Source organism: Klebsiella sp. R390, assembly GCF_051131745.1.
Classification (GTDB): domain Bacteria; phylum Pseudomonadota; class Gammaproteobacteria; order Enterobacterales; family Enterobacteriaceae; genus Klebsiella.
The window spans coordinates 3,791,235-3,816,866 of record NZ_CP180445.1; the positions used below are offsets into that span (position 1 = coordinate 3,791,235).

Annotated in this window: 23 protein-coding genes; 13 read left to right on the top strand and 10 right to left on the bottom strand. The window is 58.0% G+C overall.

What is annotated here, in order from left to right:
- Positions 1-4: 4 nt before the first annotated feature.
- Positions 5-1,447, bottom strand: a complete 1,443-nt coding sequence (gene ascF / locus ACMYSP_RS17775) for a PTS cellobiose/arbutin/salicin transporter subunit IIBC (RefSeq protein WP_434583351.1) — start codon at positions 1,445-1,447, stop codon at positions 5-7.
- 265 nt (positions 1,448-1,712) lie between these two features.
- Between ascF and ACMYSP_RS17780 the strand changes: the two genes are divergently transcribed.
- The 4 genes from ACMYSP_RS17780 to ACMYSP_RS17795 all read left to right on the top strand — a co-directional run bounded on the left by ACMYSP_RS17780 (position 1,713) and on the right by ACMYSP_RS17795 (position 6,658).
- Complete coding sequence (locus ACMYSP_RS17780; protein WP_434583352.1) at positions 1,713-2,726, top strand: LacI family DNA-binding transcriptional regulator; 1,014 nt, start codon at positions 1,713-1,715, stop codon at positions 2,724-2,726.
- A gap of 147 nt (positions 2,727-2,873) precedes the next feature.
- The gene (gene hydN, locus ACMYSP_RS17785; protein ID WP_123756786.1) at positions 2,874-3,401 is read left to right on the top strand and encodes an electron transport protein HydN; all 528 of its coding nucleotides are present in this window, start codon (positions 2,874-2,876) and stop codon (positions 3,399-3,401) included.
- A gap of 12 nt (positions 3,402-3,413) precedes the next feature.
- Positions 3,414-5,648 (top strand): carbamoyltransferase HypF, encoded by a 2,235-nt coding sequence (hypF, locus tag ACMYSP_RS17790; protein ID WP_434583353.1) that lies wholly within the window; start codon positions 3,414-3,416, stop codon positions 5,646-5,648.
- Positions 5,645-6,658 carry a HoxN/HupN/NixA family nickel/cobalt transporter gene (locus tag ACMYSP_RS17795; RefSeq protein ID WP_434583354.1) on the top strand — a complete coding sequence of 338 codons (1,014 nt, stop codon included), beginning with the start codon at positions 5,645-5,647 and terminating at the stop codon, positions 6,656-6,658. Before hypF ends, ACMYSP_RS17795 begins: the two co-directional genes overlap by 4 nt.
- A gap of 58 nt (positions 6,659-6,716) precedes the next feature.
- Here the strand turns inward: ACMYSP_RS17795 and norW are convergent, their stop codons facing one another.
- Positions 6,717-7,850 carry an NADH:flavorubredoxin reductase NorW gene (gene norW, locus ACMYSP_RS17800; protein ID WP_434583355.1) on the bottom strand — a complete coding sequence of 378 codons (1,134 nt, stop codon included), beginning with the start codon at positions 7,848-7,850 and terminating at the stop codon, positions 6,717-6,719.
- Positions 7,847-9,298, bottom strand: coding sequence for an anaerobic nitric oxide reductase flavorubredoxin (gene norV, locus ACMYSP_RS17805; protein ID WP_434583356.1), 1,452 nt, complete (start codon positions 9,296-9,298; stop codon positions 7,847-7,849). The genes norW and norV overlap by 4 nt, the downstream gene beginning before the upstream one ends.
- Positions 9,299-9,486: 188 nt before the next feature.
- Between norV and norR the strand changes: the two genes are divergently transcribed.
- Positions 9,487-11,031, top strand: coding sequence for a nitric oxide reductase transcriptional regulator NorR (gene norR, locus ACMYSP_RS17810; protein WP_434583357.1), 1,545 nt, complete (start codon positions 9,487-9,489; stop codon positions 11,029-11,031).
- On the opposite strand, the gene gutQ is transcribed toward norR, so the two are convergent.
- The 7 genes from gutQ to srlA form a co-directional block, all read right to left on the bottom strand.
- Complete coding sequence (gutQ, locus tag ACMYSP_RS17815) at positions 10,994-11,959, bottom strand: arabinose-5-phosphate isomerase GutQ (protein WP_434583358.1); 966 nt, start codon at positions 11,957-11,959, stop codon at positions 10,994-10,996. The two genes, norR and gutQ, sit on opposite strands and share 38 nt — an antisense overlap.
- The gene (gene srlR, locus ACMYSP_RS17820) at positions 11,952-12,725 is read right to left on the bottom strand and encodes a glucitol operon DNA-binding transcriptional repressor SrlR (protein WP_434583359.1); all 774 of its coding nucleotides are present in this window, start codon (positions 12,723-12,725) and stop codon (positions 11,952-11,954) included. The genes gutQ and srlR overlap by 8 nt, the downstream gene beginning before the upstream one ends.
- Before the next feature lie 71 nt (positions 12,726-12,796).
- Positions 12,797-13,156, bottom strand: a complete 360-nt coding sequence (gene gutM / locus ACMYSP_RS17825) for a transcriptional regulator GutM (RefSeq protein WP_434583360.1) — start codon at positions 13,154-13,156, stop codon at positions 12,797-12,799.
- Between the two features lie 115 nt (positions 13,157-13,271).
- Positions 13,272-14,051, bottom strand: coding sequence for a sorbitol-6-phosphate dehydrogenase (srlD, locus tag ACMYSP_RS17830; protein WP_434583361.1), 780 nt, complete (start codon positions 14,049-14,051; stop codon positions 13,272-13,274).
- Positions 14,052-14,068: 17 nt separating this feature from the next.
- Entirely contained in the window at positions 14,069-14,431 is a 363-nt protein-coding gene (gene srlB, locus ACMYSP_RS17835; RefSeq protein WP_434583362.1) for a PTS glucitol/sorbitol transporter subunit IIA, read from the bottom strand.
- A gap of 13 nt (positions 14,432-14,444) precedes the next feature.
- Positions 14,445-15,422, bottom strand: coding sequence for a PTS glucitol/sorbitol transporter subunit IIB (srlE, locus tag ACMYSP_RS17840; RefSeq protein WP_434583363.1), 978 nt, complete (start codon positions 15,420-15,422; stop codon positions 14,445-14,447).
- Positions 15,419-15,982 (bottom strand): PTS glucitol/sorbitol transporter subunit IIC, encoded by a 564-nt coding sequence (gene srlA / locus ACMYSP_RS17845; RefSeq protein ID WP_154143960.1) that lies wholly within the window; start codon positions 15,980-15,982, stop codon positions 15,419-15,421. Before srlA ends, srlE begins: the two co-directional genes overlap by 4 nt.
- A 298-nt stretch (positions 15,983-16,280) precedes the next feature.
- On the opposite strand from srlA, the gene mltB reads away from it, so the two are divergent.
- The 8 genes from mltB to alaS all read left to right on the top strand — a co-directional run bounded on the left by mltB (position 16,281) and on the right by alaS (position 25,290).
- Positions 16,281-17,357 carry a lytic murein transglycosylase B gene (mltB, locus tag ACMYSP_RS17850; protein ID WP_434583364.1) on the top strand — a complete coding sequence of 359 codons (1,077 nt, stop codon included), beginning with the start codon at positions 16,281-16,283 and terminating at the stop codon, positions 17,355-17,357.
- 201 nt (positions 17,358-17,558) lie between these two features.
- Complete coding sequence (locus ACMYSP_RS17855; RefSeq protein WP_434583365.1) at positions 17,559-18,269, top strand: metal ABC transporter ATP-binding protein; 711 nt, start codon at positions 17,559-17,561, stop codon at positions 18,267-18,269.
- Positions 18,266-19,129, top strand: a complete 864-nt coding sequence (locus tag ACMYSP_RS17860) for a metal ABC transporter permease (protein WP_434583367.1) — start codon at positions 18,266-18,268, stop codon at positions 19,127-19,129. Before ACMYSP_RS17855 ends, ACMYSP_RS17860 begins: the two co-directional genes overlap by 4 nt.
- 7 nt (positions 19,130-19,136) lie before the next feature.
- A complete protein-coding gene (locus tag ACMYSP_RS17865) occupies positions 19,137-20,015 on the top strand; it encodes a metal ABC transporter substrate-binding protein (RefSeq protein WP_434583368.1) in 879 nt (292 codons plus the stop codon).
- Between the two features lie 138 nt (positions 20,016-20,153).
- The gene (pncC, locus tag ACMYSP_RS17870; protein ID WP_434583369.1) at positions 20,154-20,651 is read left to right on the top strand and encodes a nicotinamide-nucleotide amidase; all 498 of its coding nucleotides are present in this window, start codon (positions 20,154-20,156) and stop codon (positions 20,649-20,651) included.
- 80 nt (positions 20,652-20,731) lie between these two features.
- A complete protein-coding gene (gene recA, locus ACMYSP_RS17875) occupies positions 20,732-21,796 on the top strand; it encodes a recombinase RecA (RefSeq protein ID WP_434583370.1) in 1,065 nt (354 codons plus the stop codon).
- Positions 21,797-21,907: 111 nt separating this feature from the next.
- Positions 21,908-22,408 carry a recombination regulator RecX gene (gene recX / locus ACMYSP_RS17880; RefSeq protein WP_434583371.1) on the top strand — a complete coding sequence of 167 codons (501 nt, stop codon included), beginning with the start codon at positions 21,908-21,910 and terminating at the stop codon, positions 22,406-22,408.
- A gap of 254 nt (positions 22,409-22,662) precedes the next feature.
- The gene (gene alaS / locus ACMYSP_RS17885; RefSeq protein ID WP_434583373.1) at positions 22,663-25,290 is read left to right on the top strand and encodes an alanine--tRNA ligase; all 2,628 of its coding nucleotides are present in this window, start codon (positions 22,663-22,665) and stop codon (positions 25,288-25,290) included.
- The last annotated feature ends 342 nt before the right edge of the window (positions 25,291-25,632 follow it).

The window sequence follows — 25,632 nt, forward strand, 5'->3', positions numbered from 1 at the left end:
GTGTTCAGGCGTGTGTTGCTTGAATGCTGGCCTGACGCTGTCTGGCGTCGGCGGCAGCCTCTTCAACCGGAATATCTTCGAAGCCGAGTACCAGGGTCAGGATAAACGACAGTACCACCGCCAGCGCCATCACTCCAAAGACCCACACGATGGTCATCGGATTGGCCGGGTCGAAGAACTGCACGCTGGTAAACAGGCCCGGTGCCGCCATTGAGTGGCTGGCAAGTCCGGCGATGCCGGCCACCGCGCCGCAGATAAAGCCGCTGATCAGGCTGGCGATGAGCGGGCGTTTCAGACGGATCGCCACGCCATAGAGCGCCGGTTCGGAAATCCCGGCCAGAATCGCAGAGGCCGCTGCTGCCAGCGCCGTCTGACGCAGTTCCGGGTTTTTGGTTTTCCAGGCCACCGCCAGCGACGAACCGCCCAGCGACAGGTTAGCGCCGATTTCCGACGGCATAACCATGCCCTCTTTGCCGGTTTCGGCAATGGTCTGAATAATGGTCGGGGTAAAGACCCGGTGCATCCCGGTCATCACCAGCAGCGGCCAGAGCGCCCCCATGATGGCCACCGACAGCCAGCCCAGATAGCTGTGCACGGTATACACCAGCGCCGAGATAGCGGTACCGATCCAGATACCGATCGGGCCAATCAGCAGAATCGACAGCGGGGCGGCAATCAACACGATCAGCATTGGTTTGAGGAAGTTTTTGGTGACCGCCGGGGTGATGCGATCGACCCAGTGTTCGATATAGGACAGACACCAGGTCATCACCAGCGCCGGGATCACGGTGTAGGTATATTTCACCGCCGTCACCGGGATAAAGGCGAATTCAACATGCTCGCCCTGGGCGGCTTTGGCCATCAGTTCGATAAAGCTCGGGTGCACCAGAACCCCGGCAATGGCGATGGCCAGCGACATATTGGTTTTGAATTTGACCGCGGCAGAGGCGGCCACCATCAGCGGCAGGAAGAAGAACGCGCCATCGCCGATCACCGTCAGGATCGTCAGGGTTGGCGCCCCTTTTGGCAGTACACCGCTCATCTCAAGGATCATCGCCAGCAGTTTCACCATCGATCCGCCGATAATCGCCGGGATCAGTGGAGACATGGTGCCGATCAGCGCGTCGAGGATCCCGGCGCCGATGCGTCTGAAGGTCAGTGGCGCTTTGCCCTGCGGTTCTGCGGGGCGCATGTCGCCTGGCAGCAGGTTGACCACTTCGCGATACGCCTGAGAGACGGTATTGCCGATGATCACCTGACACTGGTTATCGCTCTGTACCACGCCGAGCACCCCTTTCAGGCTCTTCAGCGCAGCGCTATCAACCCGCGCATTATCTTTGACGACAAAACGCAGGCGGGTCATGCAGTGGGTGACGGCGGCGATGTTTTCAATCCCGCCTGTTGCCGTCAGTATTTGCTGCGCCAGGGCTGCATAATTTTTCGACATCGGATTTTATCCTGTTTAATCAATAGGGTACTGGCTTGTTATCGCCCCATAAAAACGGGGGACGTGGTCGATATATAGGAAACCGGTTCCACAAAATCATGATGAGTTTCATTGATTCATACAAGATCTAAAAAAATCAGATTCTCGTTTTGTGATTTTGATCGCTTTGTGAAGTGAAAAAGAGTCCACCGTGGCGAGGGTCAACGCTGTAAAAAAGCGAGACGTGCAGTACACTGCGGGCATCTTTTGCAACAGGAAGAACAACATGGCAACGATGCTGGAGGTAGCGAAACGCGCGGGGGTGTCGAAAGCGACCGTGTCCCGGGTGTTATCGGGCAACGGCTATGTCAGTCAGGACACGAAAGATCGCGTATTCCAGGCGGTGGCGGAAAGCGGCTACCGGCCCAATCTGCTGGCGCGCAACCTGGCCACCAAAAAGAGCCAGACGCTGGGGCTGGTGGTGACCAATACCCTCTATCATGGGGTCTATTTCAGCGAGCTGCTGTTTCACGTCGCGCGAATGGCGGAAGACAAGGGGCGGCAGCTGATTCTGGCCGACGGCAAGCACAGTGCCGAAGAGGAGCGCGAGGCGATCCAGTATCTGCTCGACCTGCGCTGCGATGCGATTATTATCTATCCCCGCTTTCTCAGCGTCGATCAGATGGATGACATCGTTGAGAACCACACCCAGCCGATTATGGTGCTCAATCGCCGCCTGCGGCGCAACGCCAGCCATTGCGTCTGGTCCGATCAAAAAGCCTCGGCCCTGGTGGCGGTGGAAAAACTGATTACCCGCGGCCACCGCGATATCGCATTTATTACCGGTTCGCTGGACTCGCCGACCGGTATTGAGCGTCTTTCCGGCTACAAAGACGCGCTAGCGCAGCACGGGATTGCGCTGAATAACGATCTGATTGTCGAAGGGAAGTGGACCCCGGAAACCGGCGCCGCAGGCGTGGAAACACTGCGCCAGCGTGATGTCCGTTACAGCGCGCTGGTGGCGAGCAACGATGATATGGCAATTGGCGCCATGAAACAGCTGCATCTGCAGGGTATCAAGGTGCCGGAAGAGGTGTCGGTGATTGGTTTCGATGACATCGTGCTGGCACCGTATATGGTCCCGGCGCTCTCGAGCGTTAAAGTCCCAGTGACGGAAATGATCAAAGAGACCATTAACCGGCTGATCTTTATGCTCGACGGCGGCGATTTAAAATATCAGCAGACCTTCCCCGGTGAGCTGATTGAGCGCGACTCGATAGCCGCCGGTCCCGACGCCTGACGTCGACATCTGTCATCGTCAGATGTGACGATGACAGAATCTCCCTCCGGTACGCCTGTTATTAATTCCCTTTATTATCATAATGATAAAAGTTGGAACGTATTATGCATACTCCGCCGCGTAACCTTCTTACTGCTGGAGAAATGGATGAACCGTTTCATTATTGCCGACGCGAGCAAATGCATTGGCTGCCGCACCTGTGAAGTGGCCTGCGTGGTCTCTCATCAGGAAAATCAGGACTGCGCGGCGCTGACGCCCAAATCCTTCTTACCGCGTATCCACGTGATCAAAGGCGTAAACGTCTCTACCGCGACCGCCTGCCGTCAATGCGAAGACGCACCCTGCGCGAACGTGTGTCCAAACGGCGCGATCAGCCGGGATAAAGGGTTTATTCACGTGATGCAGGAGCGCTGCATCGGCTGTAAAACCTGCGTTGTGGCCTGCCCGTATGGCGCGATGGAAGTCGTGGTGCGCCCGGTTATTCGTCATAGCGGCGCCGGGCTGAACGTCATGGCGGAAAAAGCCGAAGCCAATAAATGCGATCTCTGCCATCACCGTGAAGCCGGCCCGGCCTGTATGGACGCCTGCCCGACCCACGCGCTGATCTGCGTTGACCGTAATAAGCTTGAGCAGATGAATATCGAAAAACGTCGCCGCACGGCGCTGGCCTGGTAAGGCGTCAGCATCATGAACGGGGTGCAAATTCGCATTCGCGGTAAAGTCCAGGGGGTGGGGTTCCGCCCCTTTGTCTGGCAGCTGGCCCGGCAGCTCGGGCTGCGCGGCGATGTCTGCAATGACGGCGACGGGGTGCTGGTCCGCCTCGTCGGCGATGAAACGGCGTTTGTTGCGGCACAGGCCCGGCAGTGTCCGCCGCTGGCGCGCATTGATAGCGTGCAGACTTCGCCATTCCACTGGCAGAGGCTGCCTCAGGATTTTGCGATCCGCCACAGCGAGGGCGGGAGCATGCGCACCCAAATCGTCCCGGATGCCGCCACCTGTCCGGCCTGCCTTGCGGAGATGAATGACCCGCAAGAGCGCCGTTATCGCTACCCGTTTATTAACTGCACCCACTGCGGTCCACGCTTTACCATTATTCGCGCGATGCCCTATGACCGGCCGTCAACCTCAATGGCGCCGTTTCCGCTCTGTCCTGCCTGCGAGGCGGAATACCGCAATCCTGCTGATCGCCGTTTTCATGCCCAGCCGGTCGCCTGCGCCGACTGCGGCCCGCGTCTGGAATGGCGCGCTGAGGACGAGGTGCTGTACGGCGAGGCGGCACTCCAGGCGGCGATCCAGCGCCTGAAGTGCGGCCAGATTGTGGCTATGAAAGGGATCGGCGGCTTTCATCTGGTCTGTGATGCCGGTGATTCCCAGGCGGTGACCACGTTACGTCTTCGTAAACATCGCCCGGCGAAGCCGCTGGCGGTGATGCTGCCAGTGGCCGAAGGGATCCCGCCCGCGGCGTTGGCTTTGCTGACCACGCCCGCGGCACCCATCGTCCTGATAAATAAATCACTGGTCGTCGGCCTGTGTGATGAGATTGCGCCAGCGCTGAAGGAAGTGGGGGTGATGCTGCCGTCTAATCCGCTGCAGCATCTGGTTTTACAGGCGCTGGCGCACCCTGTTGTAATGACCTCCGGCAACCTCAGCGGGCGGCCACCGGCGTTAAGCAACGCCGACGCGTTGCGCGACCTGGCGGGGATTGCCGACGGTTTTCTGCTGCACAACCGTGACATTGTCCAGCGTATGGATGACTCGGTGATACGCCAAAGCGGCGAGATGCTGCGCCGTTCGCGGGGCTACGTGCCGGACGCGATGCCGTTACCACCGGGGTTTCATGACGTACCGCCGCTGCTGTGTCTCGGCGGCGACATGAAAAATACCTTTTGCCTGGCGCGTGGCGATCGGGCGGTGCTGAGCCAGCACTTTGGCGATCTCGGCGATGAAGGCGTTGAAGCGCAGTGGCGCGAGGCGCTGCACCTGATGCAGGATATTTACGCCTTTACCTCACAGCGGGTGGTGACCGACGCCCATCCCGGCTATCGCGCCTCGCAGTGGGCAGCATCGCTTCGCCTGCCGGTCGACAACGTACTCCATCACCATGCCCATGCTGCCGCCTGCCTGGCGGAACACGGCTGGCCGCTGGACGGTGGCGATGTTATCGCCCTGGTGCTCGACGGTATCGGCATGGGGGAAAATGGTGCGCTGTGGGGCGGGGAGTGTCTGCGGGTTAACTACCGCGAGTGTGAACGCCTCGGCGGATTGCCGGCGGTGGCGCTGCCCGGGGGCGATCTGGCGGCTCGCCAGCCATGGCGCAATCTGCTGGCCCAGTGCCTGGCGTTTGTGCCGCAGTGGCAGGAGTATGATGAAACCGCCGCGCTGCATCAGCACAACTGGCCGCTGTTGGCGCAGGCCATTGCGCGGGGAATCAATACGCCGTTGGCTTCGTCCTGCGGACGATTGTTTGATGCAGTGGCCTGTGCCCTGAGCTGCGCCCCGGAAAGCCTGAGCTATGAAGGTGAGGCGGCCTGTCAGCTGGAAGCGCTGGCGACGGTGTGCGAAGGCGTTGCCCATCCGGTCAGCATCCCCTGGCGTGACGGTACGCTGGATCTGGCGACGTTCTGGAAGCAGTGGCTGGGGTGGCAGGCCACGCGGGAACAGAAAGCTTGGGCATTTCATGATGCGCTGGCCTGCGGGCTGGCGACGATGGCCCGGGATTGCGCGACATCGCGCGGCGTGACGACGCTGGCCTTTAGCGGAGGAGTGCTACATAACCGCTTACTGGTCTCGCGATTGACGTTTTATCTGGCGGATTTTACTCTGCTGTTTCCGCAACAGTTACCTGCCGGAGATGGGGCGATCGCCTATGGTCAGGCGGTCGTTGCCGCCGCGCGCTGGCAGGCTCACAGGACATCACCATGATAGTGACGATTTTACGCCAGCAGCCGCGCGCCGCGGTGCTGGTTGGGGGGCTGATTCTGGCGAATGTATTGGCCTGGATCTGGGCCTGGCAGGCGTTTGGCGACAGCGGTGCGCTGATGGCGGCCAGCCTGCTGGCGTGGGGATATGGCCTGCGTCATGCGGTGGATGCCGATCATATCGCGGCCATTGATAGCGTCACCCGCAAAATGATGCAGCAGGGACGGCGGCCTTTCGGCGTCGGGGCGTGGTTTTCATTAGGTCATTCGTCGATTGTGGTGCTGGCCTCGGCGGCGATTGCCGCGACGGCCACCGCGTTCGGGCAACAGATGAGCTGGTTTCATGATACCGGCAGCGTGATCGGCACCGCGGTATCGGCGCTGTTTTTATTGCTGATGGCGTTTGTGAACCTGGTGATTTTGCGCAGCGTCTGGCGCAGCTTTCAGGCGTGGAAGAAGGGTGATAGCGTCAGCGATGAGGTGGCAACCGGCGGCGGCATGATGAGCTGGCTGTTCGGCAAAACCTTCCGTCTGATTAGCCGGAGCTGGCAGATGTATCTGGTGGGTTTCCTGTTCGGGCTGGGGTTCGATACCGCTACCGAAATCGGCGTGTTGGGCATTTCTGCCGCCAGCGCCTCAAGCGGGATGTCCATCTGGTCTATCATGGTCTTCCCGGCGCTGTTTGCCAGCGGGATGGCGCTGGTGGATACCCTCGACAACGTGCTGATGGTGGGGGCGTACGGTTGGGCATTCAGCAAGCCGCAGCGCAAGCTCTATTACAATATGACCATTACCGGAACCTCGGTGGTGGTGGCGCTGTTTATTGGCGGGCTGGAGGCTTTGGGGCTGCTGATGGATAAGTTTTCGCTTAGCGGTGGTTTGTGGCGCTGGGTTGGCGCGCTGAACGATAATCTCGGCGATGCCGGGTTTGTGGTGGTCGGGCTGTTTGTCGCCTGCTGGGTGCTGTCGGTGCTCAACTATCGCTGGCGCGGATACGACAACCTGGCGCGTTGATATTTGCCCGGAGGCGGTGCTGTACGCCGCCTCCGGGAATAACCTCAGTTGCTCCAGGTTAACTGACCAGCTGTTTGAGTAGGGCAAAGGCGTCTTTCATACGGTCCTCGCTAACCACAAACGCGCGCAGCTGGTGGTCGGCGTCAACGCCTTGCGCGACCAGACCGTCTTTGGCGGCGACGATATTCCAGGTTAAATCATCACGCTGGGTTTCGCCTGCCAGGTGCAGTGGTAAATCCGGGGTTTTGACCTTCACCAGCATCGGCGGCAACGTCAACGCTCCCGACTGTCCCAGCAGATTTTTACTCAGGCACATAGCGCTGAGCAGAATCGGCTGTAAAAATGGCAGCACTTTGCCGTTAATTTCGGCGCAGTCGCCGAGGGCAAAAATTGCCGGATGGCTGCTGCGCAGGTGGCTATCGACCATCACGCCGCGATTAACCTCAAGGCCTGCCCGGCGCGCCAGCGCGGTTTCCGGGCGCAGCCCGGCGGCGGCAACCACCGCATCCACGGTTACGCTGCGCTGGCGATCGACGGTCACGCGGATGCCGTCAGCGGTTTTCTCCAGCCCTTCGAGCTGGGTTTTCAGCATCAGGTGCACGCCCATATCGGCTAACCGATGCTGCAGGCGGCTGCTGGCCTCCGGTGGCATCAGCGCCGACAGCACGCTGGCGGAATTGTCGACCACCGTCACCGCCTTGCCGGCGCGGCAGAAATCCATCGCCAGCTCGCAGCCGATCAGCCCGCCGCCGACGATCAGCACCCGCCGGGCGTCGCGCAGCTGGCTGTGCGCCGCGCCATACTCCCGCTGGCTGTTCAGCGTCAGCATCAGCTCGCGCCCCGCTACCGGCGGGATAAACGGCGCGGCACCGGTCGCCAGCACCAGCTTGTCATAGTGCCACTCGCGGTCCTGGCTCTTCACCCGTTGATTCCCGGCGTCGATATCGCTGACCCAGGTATGGGGAAACAGGCGCAGATTATACTGTTCGGCAAACTCACCCGCCGTTTGCAAGGTCAGGTCGTCGGCGCTTTGACCGCGGCTGATGACGTGGCTGAGATCCGGTTTGTTGTACTCATCCATGCTGTCGGCGGCGATCAGCGTCAGCGGAACCTGAGCATCCTGCTTACGGATATTTTTCACCAGCTGACGGGCCGCGAAGCCCGAGCCGATGATGACGATGCCATCACTCATTTTGCCTCCGTTGCCAGAACGTCAAAGACCTCTTTGCCGAGAGAGCACTCAGGGCACAGGAAGCTATCCGGCACCTCGCTCCATGGGGTGCCCGGCTCAACGTCCTGGTTCGGTTCTCCTTGCGCCGGATCGTAAATCCACTGGCAGACGCTGCACTGCATTGACGGACCGAGGTCGGCCGCGGCCGCCGCTGCGCAGGCGCAGTCACTCTGCTCAGCCGGGCTTTTTTTATCAGCGCTGACCGGCAGCGGGGAGAGGGCCCACTGGCGGGCGATTTCACGGCCGTGCTCGCGGCAAACTTCCAGCGCATCCATGTCCGGGCGCCATTTGGCCTTCAGGCTCAGGGACATCTCAAAACCGGCATCTTGTAAGCGGGTGGAAAGCCTGTCCACCGCGCCGCCGCTCCAGCCGTGAGAGCCAAAAGCGCTGGCACGTTTATTACGAAAACGCAGGCCGGTCATCTCTTCCACCAGGCCAGCGATTTTCGGCATCATGACGTTGTTCATGGTGGAGGTGCCCACCAGCACCCCTTTTGAGCGGAACACGTTGGTCAGGATCTCGTTCTTATCGCTGCGGGCGACGTTAAAGATTTTTACCGCCACGCGGGGGTCGATGTCGGTGATGCCCTGGGCGATAGCGTCCGCCATCATGCGGGTGTTGTTGGACATAGTGTCGTAGAAGATGGTGATGCGATCTTCCTGATAATCCGCCGCCCATTTCAGGTACATTTCGACGATTTGCGTCGGGTTATCGCGCCAGACCACGCCGTGGGAGGTGGCAATCATATCGACGGGCAGATTGAACCCAAGGATTTCGGTAATTTTCGGCGTCACCAGGCGGCTGAACGGCGTCAGGATGTTAGCGTAGTAACGCTGGCACTGTTCGAACAGCTCGGTCTGGTCCACTTCATCATTAAACAGGTGCTCGTCGCAGTAGTGCTGGCCGAAGGCATCGTTGCTGAACAGCACTGCGTCGCCGGTCATGTAGGTCATCATGCTGTCCGGCCAGTGCAGCATCGGGGTTTCCACGAAGATCAGCTGTTTACCGTTGCCGAGATCGAGGCTGTCGCCGGTTTTCACGACGTGGAAATTCCATTCCGGGTGATGATGATGGCCGGTAATGGAGTCGATGGCGTTGGCGGTGCAGTAAATCGGGGTGTCCGGGATGCTGTTCATCAGCTCGGTCAGCGCGCCGGCATGGTCTTCTTCCGCATGGTTAATGACGATGTAGTCGATATCGGCGAGGTCGATTTCGCTGCGCAGGTTCTGCACGAACTCGCGACTGAATTTATGATCTACGGTATCAATCAGCACATTTTTCTCTTCGCGGATCAGGTAGCTGTTGTAGCTGCTGCCGCGCAACGTTTTGTATTCGGTACCGTGGAAATCACGCACTTCCCAGTCGCGTTGGCCAACCCAATGAATGTTATTTTTAACCAGAATAGACATAGCAACCTCAATTAATTCAGCATTGTTCAAAATAAGATGGTTTGCTTATATCAAGTTGCGTGCCAACTTTTTAAAGTATTGATTTTAATTGATTTGTTATTTTTTATTAAAAACATTGATGTCAAAGTGACAATGGTTAAAATAGTCGTTATGACTATTTTGATTGTCAAAATGACAATGAGGCGGCGATGCGCTTTTCCGTGGACATGCTGGCGAAGATCGCCATTGATTTACAAAGCGATATCGGCCATGCCGACCGCTTCTCTCGCCTGATCGCAACGCTGCGCCAGGTGCTGGGCTGTGATGCCTCGGCGCTGCTGCGTTATGAGGCACATCAGTTTGTCCCGCTGGCGATCGACGGGCTGGCTGAGGATGTGCTGGGGCGGCGCTTTGCGCTGGCGGGCCATCCGCGGCTGGAGGCGATTGCCCGCGCCGGGGACGTGGTGCGTTTCCCGGCGGACAGCGACCTGCCGGACCCCTATGACGGCCTGATCCCCGGCCATGAAAGCCTGAAGGTGCATGCCTGCGTGGGGCTGCCGCTGTTTGCCGGGCAGACCCTGATTGGCGCGCTGACCCTCGATGGTATGGAGGCCGACCGCTTCGATAGTTTCAGTGACGAAGCGCTGCGCCTGATAGCCGCGCTGGTGGCGGGGGCGTTGAATAACGCGCTGCTTATTGCGCGGCTTGAGAATCAGAACGTGCTGCCAGAGGCGAGTGTTTGCTATACGCCCCCGGACCATCAGGAGATTATCGGGCTGTCGGCGCCGATGGTGCAGCTGAAAAAAGAGATCGATATCGTCGCTGCATCGGATTTGAACGTCCTGATCAGCGGTGAAACCGGCACCGGCAAAGAGCTGGTGGCGAAAGCGCTCCATCAGGGATCGTCCCGGGCGGCCAATCCACTGATCTATTTGAACTGCGCGGCGCTGCCGGAGAGCGTAGCGGAAAGCGAGCTGTTCGGGCATGTGAAAGGGGCCTTTACCGGAGCGATCAGCAACCGTAGCGGCAAGTTTGAAATGGCCGACAATGGCACGCTGTTCCTCGATGAGATTGGCGAACTGTCGCTGGCGCTGCAGGCCAAGCTGCTGCGGGTACTGCAATATGGCGATATCCAGCGGGTGGGAGATGACCGCAGCCTGCGGGTTAACGTGCGGGTGCTGGCGGCCACCAACCGTGACCTGCGCCAGGAGGTGATTGAAGGCCGGTTTCGTGCCGATCTCTATCACCGCCTGAGCGTCTTCCCGCTGTCGGTGCCGGCGCTGCGCGAGCGGGAAGATGACGTGGTGCTGCTGGCGGGCTATTTCTGCGAGCAGTGTCGGTTACGCATGGGGTTAGGGCAGGTGGTGCTCAGCGATGCGGCGCGTTTGGGGCTGCGCAAGGCACCGTGGCCGGGCAACGTTCGCGAGCTGGAACATGCCATTCATCGTGCGGTGGTGCTGGCGCGGGCGACTCAGACGGCGGATGAGGTACGGCTGGAGCCGCACCATTTCCAGTTTGCCGTCGGAGCGTCACTGCCGCCTGCCGCAGCGCCGGTCGCGCTGCAGCAGACGATCAATCTGCGCGAGGCAACCGAGGTGTTCCAGCGCGAGGCGATTTCCCGCGCCTTAGCGGATAACCAGCGTAACTGGGCAGCGGCGGCGCGGGCGCTGGAGCTGGACGTCGCCAACCTGCATCGGCTGGCGAAGCGTCTGGGGCTTAAAGGATCCCGGCCTGATAAAAGTTCTGCAGGTTAATGGCACCCACCAGAAGACCGTTTTCATCAACCACCGGCGCGGCGCTGATTTTGTGCTTCATCAGCCGTTCTTTGGCTTCTACCGCGCGGCTTTCGGCCTGAAGGGTGACGCCGTTACGGGTCATTGCCTGGCTGACGGTATCGTCCAGCGTACCGCCGCCTACCAGCCAGCGGCGCAGGTCGCCGTCGGTGAAGACGCCCTGGACGCGGTTTTGTTCATCGCAGACGGCAACCAGACCCAGCCCGGTACGGCTGAGTTCCAGCATCGCGTCCATTACCCGGGTATCCAGTTCAACCCGCGGCACATCGCCATCGCGACGCATCAGGTGGTGAACCTTGTTCAGCAGTCGTGCGCCGAGCGCGCCGGCCGGGTGCGAGCGGGCAAAATCTTCTTCATTGAAACCGCGTGCCTGCATCACCGCCATCGCCAGCGCATCGCCGAGCATCAGGGTGTTGACGGTACTGGAGGTCGGGGCCAGGTGCATCGGGCAGGCTTCACGTTCCACGGTGATATCCAGCACCGCTTTTGCCGCCAGCGCCAGCGGCGAGGTGGATTTTCCGGTCATCGCCAGCAGCGGGATGGCTTTTTCTTCCAGACGCGGGACGATGAGGTCCAGCTCTTTGGCGCCGCCGGAGTAGGAGATAAACAGCATCACGTCGCGGCCGTCGAGCATCCCGAGGTCGCCGTGTAACGCTTCCGCCGGATGAACAAAAAAGGCCGGGGTGCCGGTACTGGCGAAGGTGGCGGCCAGCTTTTTGCCGATGTGGCCTGATTTACCGATACCGGAGACCACCAGCTTTCCTTCGCAGTGGAGGATGGTTTCCGCCGCGCGGATGAAGTCGTCGCCCAGGCGCTCAGGCAGGCGGCTGGCCTCCTGTAACTCCAGTAACAGGGTCTGGCGTCCGGCTTCTAACAGAAAGTTACTCATGTTCTTCTCCAGTAATAATCACGTCTATGCCTTGCGCTTCCAGCGCCCGCTGGAAGGCCGGGTCGATGCCCGCATCGGTAATCAGCTTATCCACGCGCTCAAGGCCGCAGACGATATTCGGGCTTTTACGGCCAAACTTTGATGAGTCGGCCATCAGGATCACTTCTCTGGCGGCATTGCACATCGCTTTGCTGACGGTATACACCTCGTTGAAGGTGGTGACGCCCGCGTTCAGGTCGATGCCGTCGGTGCCCATAAACAGCTTGTCGAAGCTGAACTGTTCGAACGCATTTTCCGCCAGCTGGCCGTGAAAGGAAGCCGACTTTTTGCGGAACGTGCCGCCGGGCATCAGGATCGTTTGTTCATTATCCAGCTCGGAGAGGGCATTGACGATGTGCAGGCTGTTGGTCATCACCGTGATGTTGTTGAAGCAGCTGAGCAGCGGCACCATTTGCAGCACCGTGCTGCCAGCATCGAGGATGATCGAGTCGCCGTCATGGATATAGCGCACCGCCATTTCGGCGATTCGTGCTTTTTTATTGGTGTTAATCAGCGTCTTGTGATCGATAGGGGGATCGGGTTCGTCCTTGTTGAGGACCACGCCGCCGTAGGTGCGAATCACGGTCCCGGCATTTTCGAGGATCACCAGGTCTTTGCGAATGGTGGTGCCGGTGGTATCGAAGTGCTGCGCCAGCTCTTCAACCGAGCATTTCCCCTGAGATTGCAGGTGCTCAAGAATGGCTGCCTGGCGCTGACGTGGTTTCATAGCGGTAGTATCCTATCCTGCGTAAAGTTTCGAAGTGATAATTTCGCAAGATATTTACTTTTACAACGAAATTATACATGTTTCGGTTTAAGCGCTAATGATAGTGCATTCCGACAGAGTGAATCCTGGGGGAAGATCATATCTGGCCGCAATTCCTCGCGATATTGCCCGTTAATTGCTGGTATTTTGGTCGGGCGGGCGAACACCGTTAGCCCTTTCATCAGCAACGTGTCACGCACGCGGTCGTGTTCGTCAAAGGCGATAGCCACGATTGCCCGTGGTTTGAAGCGGCCCGATGAGCGGCCGACGCCGACTCGCCCCTGCTGGCAGAGCTGGTCAAAGGCGCGGTTGAACTGTCGAATCTGCCAGCCGCCAAAGGCGAGCTGGGTTATCCAGGCGATCGCCGCGACGGTGATTAATGCGCTAACCATAAAATCTCCTGAAGGTGTGTGCGAAAATACCCCCGGAGGCGGCGCGTTGCGCCTGTCCGGGCTACAAAACCAGATCCGTAGCCCGGATAAGCACAACGCAATCCGGGGTTTTTGTTTAAAACATGACCTGACCGCCGGTGACGTTGATCGACTGCCCGGTGCAGTAGGAAGCCTGTGGGCTGGCGTAGAACATCAGCACGTTCAGGACATCCTGATAATCACAGCCGCGCTTGAGCGGGACCTTGTCGATGTAATATTGCTCGACCTCGTCTTCGGCAATGCCCAGCTTGCTGGCGTACTGCGGCAGCAGTGACTGGAACATCGGTGACTTCAGCAGGTTCCCCAGCATCAAGGCGTGGACGGTAATACCGTATTCCGCCAGATCCAGCGCCAGCGACTGGGTCAGCCCGACGCCGCCAAACTTCGCTGCGCTGTAGCCAGAATTGTGCTTGCTGCCCACTTTGCCGGATTTGGAGTTGATCTGAATAATTCGCCCCTTGATACCATCGCGAATCATCAGTCGTGAAAACTCGCGAGCGCAGAGGAAGTAGCCCACCAGATTCACCTGCAGTGAACGGTCAAAATCACCGAGGGCAAAATCGCTGATAAAGGCCGCTTTGGCGATCCCGGCGCTGTATACCAGCAGATCCACACGGGCGAAAATTTCGTCCACCCCACGGGCGAGTGCCATTACGCTGGCCTCGCTGGTGGCGTCGGCGCCAAAGCCGTACGCCTTCCCTTCACCATATTCGTCGTTGATAGCCTGGGCGACGCGCGTGGCTTTATCGCTTTGGATATCCACAACCGCGACACGGTAGCCCTGAGCGGCAAGGCCCCGACACAAAAACTCACCTAAGGTTTGTCCACCGCCGATGACAACAGCAACCTGATTCATAGTGTTCTCCTTCCAACTTAAGCAACAAATTTCAGTATGCAACCGGGAGCGAGCGCTTCCGGTACGGGGCCGGCAACGTGCACCGTCCCCGGAAACTCCGCCTCGCGATGGCCATCAAAGCGCAGCGTGATATGGCCCAGTTCGCGCAGATTCTGTTCGGCGACCTCGCCAACGGCGGTCACCGGATAGCGCTGTTCGCCCAACTGGAGCTCGGCACCCGCCGCCAGTGCGCCGGATAACTCGCCGTGGTTGTGAATAAAGCAATACTCTTCGATATCCGCCGGCGCCCCTTCGCGGAAGGTAATTAACATCTGCTCTTCGAGCGCCATCGTCGCGCTGGCGCCGATACGTGTAATGGTGGTCTGGTAAATCACGGTCATCGTCAGGCACCTCTTATTGATAAATAAATCCGGAAACAAACCAGGCGATCAACACCGTCGGCGCGCCGGTCAGAAAACGTCCCACCAGCACCGACGGGACCCCGACACGAACCGTGTCCTGACGCGCTTCGGCCAGCGACAGCCCTACCGGGATAAAGTCGCAGGCGGCCTGAGCGTTAATGGCAAACAGGGCGGGAAGCGCAAGGTGAGGGGGAATATTGCCGAGGCCAATCTGCACGCCGATCAGCACGCCGATGACCTGAGCGATAACCGCGCCTGGGCCGAGGAACGGCGACAGCAGCGGGAAGGAGCAGATCAGCGCCAGGGTTACCAGCCCGAGCGGATGGCTGGCAAGCGGGGCCAGGCCATGGGCAATCCAGTCGCCGATGCCGGAGGCCATAATGATGCCGATCAGCGCCGATACGAACGCCATAAACGGCAGGATCGTTTTCAGCACCGTGTCGATGGTGTCGCGCCCGGACTGGAACAGCACCGCTACCACGGAGCCCATGCCCATGCCGACCTTCGCCAGCAGGCCATCGCTCTGCTCGGTAATTTTTTTGCTGGTGTCGTAATCCCGTGGAGCGGGCTGGCTGGTTTTCTGCTCTGCTGCTGCCGGGCTGGTATCGCTCAGCAAATGGATGTTCTCTTCTTTTACGCCGGAGACGTAAATATCCTCGACGATATACTGCGCCAGCGGGCCGGATTTGCCGGTCGCGTGGATATTGACGGTCGGGATGCGCCGTTTCGGATAGAGGCCGCAGCGTAACGTTCCGCCGCAATCAATTATAGCGACGCCGATCTCCTCCTCCGGTGGTTCCCCTTCTTTAAAACCATCGACGGCCTGCCAGCCGGTGATGCTTGCGATTTTGTCGACGATCGTCGGGCGGGTGCCGGCGGTAATGTAGACGATTTTTTTGCCGGCAACGGCGTCCAGCTCAAGGGGGCCGCCCCAGCCGCTGGCGCCTTTTTCAATACGAATACGGGTCATGAGGTTGCTCCGGAGAGATGGACTTTCTGTTCAAGCTGGATGCCCATTTTTTTCTCAAAGATTGAGGTGGTCAGGTCGGTGACCCAGCCACGGAAGAAGTTGGTGACCAGACCTACCAGCAGATAGCTCACCGCCAGCGGCCCTAACGGCAGGCCAAGGGTGGTCAGTCCGCTGGCAATCCCGAGGTAGACGAACAGCTCGCCGGGGTTGATATGGGGAAACAGACCGTTCATGGAGTGACAGCTGTAAGAGGCCGCCGCGTAGTAGCTGGGTTTGTACTTCTCAGGCATAAAGCGCCCAAGGCTCAGGGTCATCGGGTTACAGAAAACAAAGGTGCCGATACAAGGCAGCAGCAGATAGCGCGAGATCGGGTTGCCTGCGCAACGTTGCGCCAGCTTTTCGATCCGCCGCTGCCCGATAAAGTTGATCAGCGCGTTCATGATCACCAGCAGACTGATCAGAAGCGGCAGGATCCCGGTCACCATCCCGGTAAATACCTCGCCTCCCTTCTGAAACAGGCCGATAAACCATTCGGCACCGTGGGTAATGACTTCAATCATTGTGTTCTCCTTCAGAGTGTTATTTTTCTTGCTAACTGGCATCTGATTTTAATCACTTTGAAAGGTTAAAAAGTGTTAGTTTGATCTCAAAATGAAAGATAAATATTTTATTGTGAAAGTTATTGCGCCACAAACGACGTTTTGAGCACACAAAAAGGGGAAGAACAGACCAGCGGTAAGAGAAAAATGGCTTGCATGAACAGGACTATTTTATCCGCAAATACATTGCCGCTTTCTTGTTGGCGGCCACATGCTTTACCATAATTACCCTTTGCCAAACTTGTTAAATGGATGTCCCATGTTGAAGCGTCGCTATCTGGCTCTACTTCCCCTGTGTGTTCTCCTTGCTGCCTGTAGCAGCAAACCCAAAGCCACCCCAGAAGCGGAGACGACGGGAGGAGGGGGCGGTTTTTTGCTGGAGCCGCAGCATAACGTGATGGCGATGGGCGGTGATTTCGCCAACAACCCGGCGGCGGAGCAGTTCATCGACAAAATGGTGAGCAAGCATGGCTTCGACAGACAGCAACTGCATGAGATCCTCTCCCAGGCAAAACGTCTGGATTACGTCCTGCGCCTGATGGACCGTCAGGCGCCAAGCGGCCTGCCGCCGTCAGGGCCTAACGGTGCCTGGCTGCGCTACAAGAAACAGTTTATTACTCCTGATAACGTGCAAAACGGCGTCGTATTCTGGAACCAGTATCAGGATGCGCTGAACCGTGCCTGGCAGGTTTACGGCGTGCCGCCGGAAATCATCGTCGGGATTATCGGTGTGGAAACCCGCTGGGGCCGCGTGATGGGGAAAACCCGCATCCTCGACGCGCTGGCGACGCTGTCGTTTAATTACCCGCGTCGTGCCGAGTATTTCTCCGGTGAACTGGAAACCTTCCTGCTGATGGCTCGCAGTGAAAAGGATGACCCGCTGGATCTCAAAGGCTCGTTCGCCGGGGCGATGGGCTACGGCCAGTTTATGCCGTCTTCTTATAGGCAATATGCGGTCGACTTCAACGGTGACGGGCATATCAACCTGTGGGATCCGGTGGATGCCATCGGTAGCGTGGCCAACTACTTCAAACAGCACGGCTGGGTGAGCGGTGACCAGGTTGCGGTCCAGGCGCTGGGCCAGGCACCAGGTCTGGAGAACGGGTTCAAAACCAACTACAGCATTTCGCAACTGACGGCGGCAGGGCTGACGCCAACGCAGCCTCTGGGTAACCATCAGCAGGCCAGCCTGCTGCGCCTTGATGTCGGCACTGGTTATCAATACTGGTACGGCCTGCCGAACTTCTACACCATTACCCGCTATAACCACAGCACCCACTACGCCATGGCCGTCTGGCAGTTGGGGCTGGCCGTTTCTCAGGCCCGCGGGCAGTAAGCCTTTCTCTGATGCTCCCCTCGTCCTGAGGGGACTCTGTTACATTTCGCAGCATTTCCCTTCGTTGACGTTGATTTACATTTTTCTGCCGATGCAATATTGTTACGTTATAACATATTAATTTGGTGAAATGATGACGTCTCTTTTTATGGCCTCTGCGGTACGGCGTGTCGCCGTGGCCTGCGCGCTGCTGGCGCTACTGTGGCTGGCGACCTGGTGGGCGGTCACGCTGCCATGATTGAACTGGATCACCTGGTGGCAGGTTATGACGATCTGGCGATTACGCCTGCCCTGAGCGGCACGATCGCGGCGGGCAGTTTGACGGCTATTGTCGGGCTGAACGGCTGCGGTAAATCCACGTTGCTGAAGACCCTGGCCGGCTTTATTCCGCCGGTGAGCGGCAGACTAAGCTGGACGACATCACGCCCGGTGATTGGCTGGCTGGCGCAGCGGCATGCTCTCGAATCGCAGTTTCCGCTGACGGTGCAGGATGTGGTGAGCCAGGGCACCTGGCCGCACCTCTCTTTGCTGCGCGGCATACGCGGAGAATTCCGTCGGCGTATCGGTGCTGCGCTGGAGCGCGTCGGGCTGGATGCAATGGCGAAAACGCCAATAGAAGCGCTCTCCGGCGGGCAGTTTCAGCGCATGCTGTTTGCCCGGGTCATCGTGCAGCAGGCGCCGTTGGTGATGCTGGATGAGCCGTTTACCGGAATCGATGAGTCCACCAGCCGCGAGCTCATGGCGCTGATCCTCGAGATGCACCAGCAGGGGCAAACGGTGCTGGCGGTGCTGCACGATAACCAGCGCGTCGCCGACTATTTTCCGGAAACGCTGCTGCTCGAATCACAGCGTGCCCGCTGGGGCACGACGGATGCAGTTCTTCCGGCTTTTGACTCGGCGAGGCTGGCATGATCTGGCATACCTTCTTCCAACCGTTTATCGAATTCGGCTTTATGCGCCGTGCGCTGGTGGTGTGCCTGGCGCTCTCACTGAGCACCACCATGCTCGGCGTCTTCTTGCTGCTGCGACGCATGAGCCTGATGGGTGATGCGCTGTCGCACGCGATCCTACCCGGCGTTGCGGTGGGTTACCTGCTGAGCGGCATGTCGCTGCTGGCAATGACGATTGGCGGCTTTATTGCCGGTATCACGGTGGCGCTGGTGGCGGGATGGGTCAGTCGACGTACGCCGTTAAAAGAAGATGCCAGCTTCGCCGGGTTTTACCTCGGATCGCTGGCGTTAGGGGTGACGCTGATTTCACTGCGCGGATCCAGCGTCGACCTGTTGCATTTGCTGTTCGGCTCGATTCTGGCTGTGGATAACGACGCCGCGCTGTTTGTTGCCGGTGTCGCCAGCCTGACGCTGATCTGCATAGCGCTGCTCTATCGCGGGCTGGTGAATGAGGCCTTCGACAGCGCCTGGCTGCAGGTGAACCATCCGAGGCTGCCGGCGCTATTACACGGCCTGTTTCTGGCGCTGCTGGTGCTCAATCTGGTGGCGGGTTTTCAGGTTCTGGGGACCCTGATGGCCGTTGGCGTGATGATGCTGCCTGCGGTTGCCGCCTGCTGCTGGGCACGCACGTTACCCGGGATATTACTGCTGGCGGCCCTGAGCGGGGCCCTCTGTGCGTGGATGGGGTTGAGCCTGTCGTGGGCGGCGAATTTGCCCGCCGGTCCCTCCATCGTGCTGACCGCCAGCGGGATCTTTTTTATTTCACTCTTTTTTGGCACACGCAGCCGACTGGTCGTCAGCTGGCGTAAATTAATGGGGTAAGGACAAAATGAAGAAACGAACGGCAGTAATCCTGACGCTGGCCTTTGGCCTGATGCAGGGGGCGATGGCGAAAACGCTCAACGTGGTGAGCAGTTTTTCGGTGCTGGGGGATATGGTGCAGCAGGTTGGCGGCGAGCATGTCAACGTCCAGACGCTGGTGGGGCCAGACGGCGATCCGCATACGTTTGAACCTTCGCCGCAGGATAGCGCGTTGCTCAGTAAAGCCGACGTGGTGGTGGTTAACGGCCTTGGGCTGGAGGGCTGGGTCGACAGGCTGATTAAAGCCTCGGGTTTTAAAGGTGAACTGGTGGTGGCGTCAAACGGCGTGAAAACCCACACCCTGGATGAAGATGGCAAAACGGTGACCGACCCGCACGCGTGGAACAGCGCTGCGAACGGTGCGCTGTACGCGCAAAATATCCTTAATGGCCTGGTTGCCGCCTCGCCTCAGGATAAAGCCGCGCTGGAGGTCTCTGGTCAGCGCTATATCGGCCAGCTCAAAGAGTTGGATAGCTGGGCCAAAAGTCAGTTCAGCACGATACCGCAGGAAAAACGCAAAGTGCTGACCAGCCATGACGCGTTTGGCTATTTTGGCCGGGCGTATGGCGTCACCTTCCTGGCGCCGCAGGGGCTGTCGTCGGAAAGTGAGGCCAGCGCTGCGCAGGTGGGGGCGTTGATTACCCAGATTAAGGCCGATGGTGTGCACACCTGGTTTATGGAAAACCAACTTGACCCGCGTTTGGTGAAACAGATTGCCAGCGCGACCGGGGCACAGGCGGGCGGCGAACTCTATCCGGAGGCGCTCTCTAAGCCGGGCGGCGTGGCGGACAGCTACGTGAAAATGCTGCGCCACAATGTGGAACTGATCGCAGCCAGCATGAAATAGCACCATGGTTAACGGTCCCGGCATCGCCGGGACCGCTCATTTTTAGATGCCTCCTCGTAAATTCATCACCTCATCCCCATATCTGTGTTGAAAGTGCTATCTTTGATGGCCTCTTTATCTGGCTTAAACGGGGCGATAATGACTGATTCAGAATTAATGCAGCTGAGCGAGCAGGTCGGGCTGGCGCTGAAAGCGCGCGGTGCGACGGTCACCACGGCGGAGTCCTGTACTGGTGGTTGGGTCGCGAAAACGCTGACGGATGTCGCCGGTAGTTCGGCATGGTTTGAGCGGGGTTTCGTTACCTACAGTAACGAAGCCAAATCGCAGATGATCGGCGTCAGCGAGGTGACCCTGCTGGAGCACGGTGCGGTGAGCGAACCGGTGGTGGTTGAAATGGCTGTGGGCGCGCTGCGTGCGGCACGCGCCTCCTATGCTATCTCGGTGAGCGGGATTGCCGGGCCGGATGGCGGCAGCGCCGAAAAGCCGGTCGGCACGGTGTGGTTTGGCGTCGCCAGCGCAAACGGACAGGGCGTTACCCAGCGTGAATGCTTCGCCGGAGACCGTGAAGCGGTACGCCGTCAGGCAACGGCTTATGCGCTGAATCTCCTCTGGCAACAATTTCTACAAAACACTTGATACTGTATGACCATACAGTATAATTGCCTCAACAGAACAAAATTTATCACCCGGTTACACCCGGCATGACAGGAGTAAAAATGGCTATCGACGAAAACAAACAGAAAGCGTTGGCGGCAGCACTGGGCCAGATTGAAAAGCAATTTGGTAAAGGCTCCATCATGCGCCTGGGTGAAGACCGTTCCATGGATGTTGAAACGATCTCCACCGGTTCGCTTTCACTGGATATCGCGCTCGGCGCCGGCGGTTTGCCGATGGGCCGTATCGTCGAAATCTACGGGCCAGAATCGTCCGGTAAAACCACACTGACTCTGCAGGTCATCGCCGCTGCACAACGCGAAGGCAAAACCTGTGCGTTTATCGATGCGGAACACGCGCTGGACCCTGTGTATGCACGTAAGCTGGGCGTTGATATCGACAACCTGCTGTGTTCCCAGCCGGACACCGGCGAGCAGGCGCTGGAAATCTGTGACGCGCTGGCACGTTCTGGTGCGGTCGACGTTATTGTGGTTGACTCCGTTGCGGCCCTGACGCCGAAAGCGGAAATCGAAGGCGAAATCGGCGACTCTCACATGGGCCTGGCGGCTCGTATGATGAGCCAGGCAATGCGTAAGCTGGCCGGTAACCTGAAACAGTCCAATACGCTGCTGATCTTCATCAACCAGATTCGTATGAAAATTGGTGTGATGTTCGGTAACCCGGAAACCACTACCGGCGGTAACGCGCTGAAGTTCTACGCCTCTGTGCGTCTGGATATCCGTCGTATCGGTGCGGTAAAAGATGGCGACAACGTTGTCGGCAGCGAAACCCGCGTGAAAGTTGTGAAAAACAAAATTGCCGCGCCGTTCAAACAGGCTGAATTCCAGATTCTCTACGGCGAAGGGATCAACTTCTTCGGCGAGCTGGTTGACCTGGGCGTGAAAGAGAAGCTGATTGAGAAAGCGGGCGCGTGGTACAGCTACAACGGCGATAAGATTGGTCAGGGTAAAGCGAATGCGATTTCCTGGCTGAAAGATAACCCGGGTGCGGCAAAAGAGATTGAGAAAAAGGTTCGTGAACTGTTGCTGAACAACCAGGATTCCAAACCGGATTTCGTGGTGGACGCTAGCGGTCCGGGTGCCGAAGAAACCCACGAAGATTTCTGATAATCTTCTGAATACCCCAAAGGGCTGCGCATGCAGCCCTTTTGCTTTTGGCTTGTCTTATTTTGGATTGCCTTACTTTGTATTGTCTTGCTGAGAATTGTCGAGGTGCCTGTGACTGAACCTTCATCCCGCCGCTCCGGCTACGCCCGGCTGTTGGATCGTGCGATTCGTATTCTGGCCATGCGTGACCATAGTGAACAAGAGCTGCGGCGCAAGCTTGCCGCTCCGGTGTTGGGGAAAAATGGCCCCGAATCGCTGGACGTCACGCCAGAAGAGGTCGATACCGTAATTGCCTGGTGCATCGAGAACCGCTACCTCGACGATGGCCGCTTTGTCCGCCAGTTCATTGGCAGCCGCAGCCGGAAAGGGTATGGCCCGGCGCGTATCCGTCAGGAACTCAACCAAAAAGGGATCCCGCGTGATGTTAGCGAGAGCGCAATGCGGGAGTGTGATATCGACTGGGCCGCGCTGGCGAAAGAGCAGGCGCAACGAAAGTATGGCGAGCCGCTGCCGGTGGCATTTGCTGACAAAGTTAAAATCCAGCGTTTTTTACTGTACCGTGGCTATTTGATGGAAGATATTCAGGAAATCTGGCGAAATTTTGCAGATTGACCCATCGGGTATTTTACTTCCCCGTAAAGAAAACTTATCTTATTCCCACTTTATTCCGTCCGGTCGCTGAGTGCTGGAAAGGCAGCCAGCGTCCACGACGATTATTCCTTATACACAAAATCATTCACGCTGCATCAAGGTGGCAAGAGAGTGAGTCCTCTGGAGCGTGCATTGGTACGCACCTGCTGGAGCGAGCGTAGCCAACAAAGAGGTGACGTGAAGGGTGATGTGTATAGCTTGATTTCAGGATAATTATGAGCAAGAGCACTGCTGAGATCCGTCAGGCGTTTCTCGATTTTTTCCATAGCAAGGGACATCAGGTAGTTGCGAGCAGCTCCCTGGTGCCGCACAACGACCCGACCCTGCTGTTTACCAACGCCGGGATGAACCAGTTCAAGGATGTTTTCCTGGGTCTCGACAAACGTAATTATTCTCGCGCGACAACCTCGCAGCGTTGCGTTCGTGCGGGCGGTAAACACAACGATCTGGAAAACGTCGGTTACACCGCGCGTCACCACACTTTCTTTGAAATGCTGGGTAACTTCAGCTTCGGCGATTACTTCAAGCATGATGCCATTCAATACGCATGGGAACTGCTGACCGGTGAAAACTGGTTCGCGCTGCCGAAAGATAAACTGTGGGTAACCGTCTACGAAACCGATGACGAAGCCTTCGACATCTGGGCAAATGAAGTCGGTGTTCCTCGCGAACGTATCATCCGTATTGGCGACAATAAAGGCGCGGCCTTCGCTTCTGACAACTTCTGGCAGATGGGCGATACCGGTCCGTGCGGTCCGTGCACCGAAATCTTCTTTGACCACGGCGACCACATCTGGGGTGGCCCTCCGGGAAGCCCGGAAGAAGACGGCGATCGCTACATTGAGATCTGGAACATCGTCTTCATGCAGTTTAACCGTCAGGCTGACGGTACCATGGAGCCGCTGCCGAAGCCGTCCGTCGATACCGGTATGGGTCTGGAGCGTATCGCTGCCGTGCTGCAGCACGTGAACTCCAACTACGATATTGACCTGTTCAGCAAGCTGATTGAAAGCGTCGCTAAAGTGACCGGTGCCACCGATCTGACCAACAAATCGCTGCGTGTTATTGCTGACCACATTCGTTCCTGTGCCTTCCTGGTGGCTGATGGCGTGATCCCGTCGAATGAAAACCGTGGCTATGTACTGCGTCGTATCATTCGTCGTGCGGTCCGTCATGGCAATATGGTAGGGGCGAAAGATACCTTCTTCTGGAAGCTGGTCGCTCCGCTGATCGACGTGATGGGCGCTGCGGGTGAAGAGCTCAAGCAGCAGCAGGCGCAGGTTGAGCAGGTACTGAAAACCGAAGAAGAGCAGTTTGCTCGTACTCTGGAGCGCGGTCTGGCGCTGCTGGATGAAGAGTTGGCTAAGCTGAAGGGCGACACGCTGGATGGCGAAACCGCTTTCCGCCTGTACGATACCTACGGTTTCCCGGTTGACCTGACGGCTGACGTTTGCCGCGAGCGCAACATCAAAGTCGACGAAGCTGGCTTTGAAGCCGCGATGGAAGAGCAGCGCCGTCGTGCGCGTGAGTCCAGCGGTTTCGGCGCAGACTACAACGCGATGATTCGCGTTGATGGTGCTTCTGAATTTAAAGGCTACGATCATCTGGAACTGAACGCGAAGGTCACCGCGCTGTTTATCGACGGTAAAGCTGTTGATAGCGTGGCGGCAGGTCAGGACGCGGTTGTGATTCTGGATCAAACGCCGTTCTACGCGGAATCCGGCGGCCAGGTAGGCGATAAAGGCGAACTGAAAGGCGCTGGTTTCTCCTTCGTGGTCAGCGATGCACAGAAATACGGCCAGGCTATTGGTCATATCGGTAAACTGACCAGCGGCGCGCTGAAAGTGGGCGACGCGGTGCAGGCTGATGTCGATCAGGCTCGTCGTCAACGAATTCGTCTGAACCACTCCGCGACGCACCTGATGCACGCGGCACTGCGCCAGGTACTGGGTACGCATGTGGCTCAGAAAGGCTCTCTGGTGAATGACAAAGCGCTGCGCTTTGACTTCTCTCACTTCGAAGCCATGAAACCGGAAGAGATCCGTGCGGTGGAAGATCTGGTCAATGCGCAGATCCGTCGTAACCTGCCGATTGAAACCAACATCATGGATATCGATGCGGCTCGTGAATCTGGCGCAATGGCGTTGTTCGGCGAGAAGTATGATGACCGCGTTCGCGTGCTGAGCATGGGTGACTTCTCCACTGAGCTGTGTGGCGGTACTCACGCCTCGCGTACCGGTGACATCGGCCTGTTCCGTATTACGTCCGAGTCTGGTACTGCAGCAGGCGTCCGCCGCATTGAAGCCGTAACCGGTGAAGGTGCAATTGCTAACCTGCACACGCAGAGCGATCTGCTGGGTGATATTGCACAGTTGCTGAAAGGCGATAGCCACAACCTTGGCGATAAAGTGCGTGCCGCGCTGGAACGTACTCGCCTGCTGGAAAAAGAGCTGCAGCAGCTGAAAGAGCAGGCTGCGGCGCAGGAGAGCGCAAACCTCTCCAGTAAAGCGGAAGAGATTAATGGCGTTAAACTGCTGGTCAGCGAGCTGGCTGGCGTTGAGCCGAAAATGCTGCGTACTATGGTTGACGATCTGAAGAACCAACTGGGTTCAACGGTTGTCGTGTTAGCCACGGTAGCGGATGGTAAGGTTTCTCTGATTGCCGGTGTGTCTAAGGATGTGACAGATCGTGTGAAGGCAGGGGAACTGGTTGGTATGGTCGCCCAGCAGGTGGGTGGCAAAGGAGGCGGTCGTCCGGATATGGCTCAGGCCGGTGGTACCGATGCGTCTGCTCTCCCTGCAGCGTTAGCCAGTGTGAAAGGCTGGGTCAGCGCAAAACTGTAATAACTATAAATGCATAGCCCTAAATAATTCGGGTTGCTTGTAGGCGGCAACGCAGTGAATCCCCAGGAGCTTACACTGGTAAGTGACTGGGGTGAACGAGGACAGCCAGCACCCAAGTAGCTTGAAGTATAAAGGGTATAGATGCCGTTTTCCTTGGATTACGGTATCTTGCGAGAGAAGCACTGATAACGATAAAGTCGGGTTGAAGTTGTGTATATCGGCTAAACTTAGGTTTAACAGAATGTGATGCCGTGACTGCTTACACCGTATGGTGTTTGTCATCGCTTACTTTTTGGCGTTATATGATGGATAATGCCGGGATACGAGAGACCCGACTCTTTT

Bases quoted from the DNA above. Each gene is read 5' to 3' on its own strand.
- ACMYSP_RS17795 (WP_434583354.1), top strand. From the start codon at position 5,645: ATGATAGTGACGATTTTACGCCAGCAGCCGCGCGCCGCGGTGCTGGTT.
- ACMYSP_RS17865 (WP_434583368.1), top strand. From the start codon at position 19,137: ATGAAGAAACGAACGGCAGTAATCCTGACGCTGGCCTTTGGCCTGATG.
- hydN (WP_123756786.1), top strand. From the start codon at position 2,874: ATGAACCGTTTCATTATTGCCGACGCGAGCAAATGCATTGGCTGCCGC.
- mltB (WP_434583364.1), top strand. From the start codon at position 16,281: ATGTTGAAGCGTCGCTATCTGGCTCTACTTCCCCTGTGTGTTCTCCTT.
- gutM (WP_434583360.1), bottom strand. From the start codon at position 13,156: ATGGTTAGCGCATTAATCACCGTCGCGGCGATCGCCTGGATAACCCAG.
- hypF (WP_434583353.1), top strand. From the start codon at position 3,414: ATGAACGGGGTGCAAATTCGCATTCGCGGTAAAGTCCAGGGGGTGGGG.
- norV (WP_434583356.1), bottom strand. From the start codon at position 9,298: ATGTCTATTCTGGTTAAAAATAACATTCATTGGGTTGGCCAACGCGAC.
- ACMYSP_RS17780 (WP_434583352.1), top strand. From the start codon at position 1,713: ATGGCAACGATGCTGGAGGTAGCGAAACGCGCGGGGGTGTCGAAAGCG.
- recA (WP_434583370.1), top strand. From the start codon at position 20,732: ATGGCTATCGACGAAAACAAACAGAAAGCGTTGGCGGCAGCACTGGGC.
- gutQ (WP_434583358.1), bottom strand. From the start codon at position 11,959: ATGAGTAACTTTCTGTTAGAAGCCGGACGCCAGACCCTGTTACTGGAG.
- alaS (WP_434583373.1), top strand. From the start codon at position 22,663: ATGAGCAAGAGCACTGCTGAGATCCGTCAGGCGTTTCTCGATTTTTTC.
- srlA (WP_154143960.1), bottom strand. From the start codon at position 15,982: ATGATTGAAGTCATTACCCACGGTGCCGAATGGTTTATCGGCCTGTTT.
- srlR (WP_434583359.1), bottom strand. From the start codon at position 12,725: ATGAAACCACGTCAGCGCCAGGCAGCCATTCTTGAGCACCTGCAATCT.
- ascF (WP_434583351.1), bottom strand. From the start codon at position 1,447: ATGTCGAAAAATTATGCAGCCCTGGCGCAGCAAATACTGACGGCAACA.
- pncC (WP_434583369.1), top strand. From the start codon at position 20,154: ATGACTGATTCAGAATTAATGCAGCTGAGCGAGCAGGTCGGGCTGGCG.
- ACMYSP_RS17860 (WP_434583367.1), top strand. From the start codon at position 18,266: ATGATCTGGCATACCTTCTTCCAACCGTTTATCGAATTCGGCTTTATG.
- norW (WP_434583355.1), bottom strand. From the start codon at position 7,850: ATGAGTGATGGCATCGTCATCATCGGCTCGGGCTTCGCGGCCCGTCAG.
- srlD (WP_434583361.1), bottom strand. From the start codon at position 14,051: ATGAATCAGGTTGCTGTTGTCATCGGCGGTGGACAAACCTTAGGTGAG.
- srlB (WP_434583362.1), bottom strand. From the start codon at position 14,431: ATGACCGTGATTTACCAGACCACCATTACACGTATCGGCGCCAGCGCG.
- srlE (WP_434583363.1), bottom strand. From the start codon at position 15,422: ATGACCCGTATTCGTATTGAAAAAGGCGCCAGCGGCTGGGGCGGCCCC.
- norR (WP_434583357.1), top strand. From the start codon at position 9,487: ATGCGCTTTTCCGTGGACATGCTGGCGAAGATCGCCATTGATTTACAA.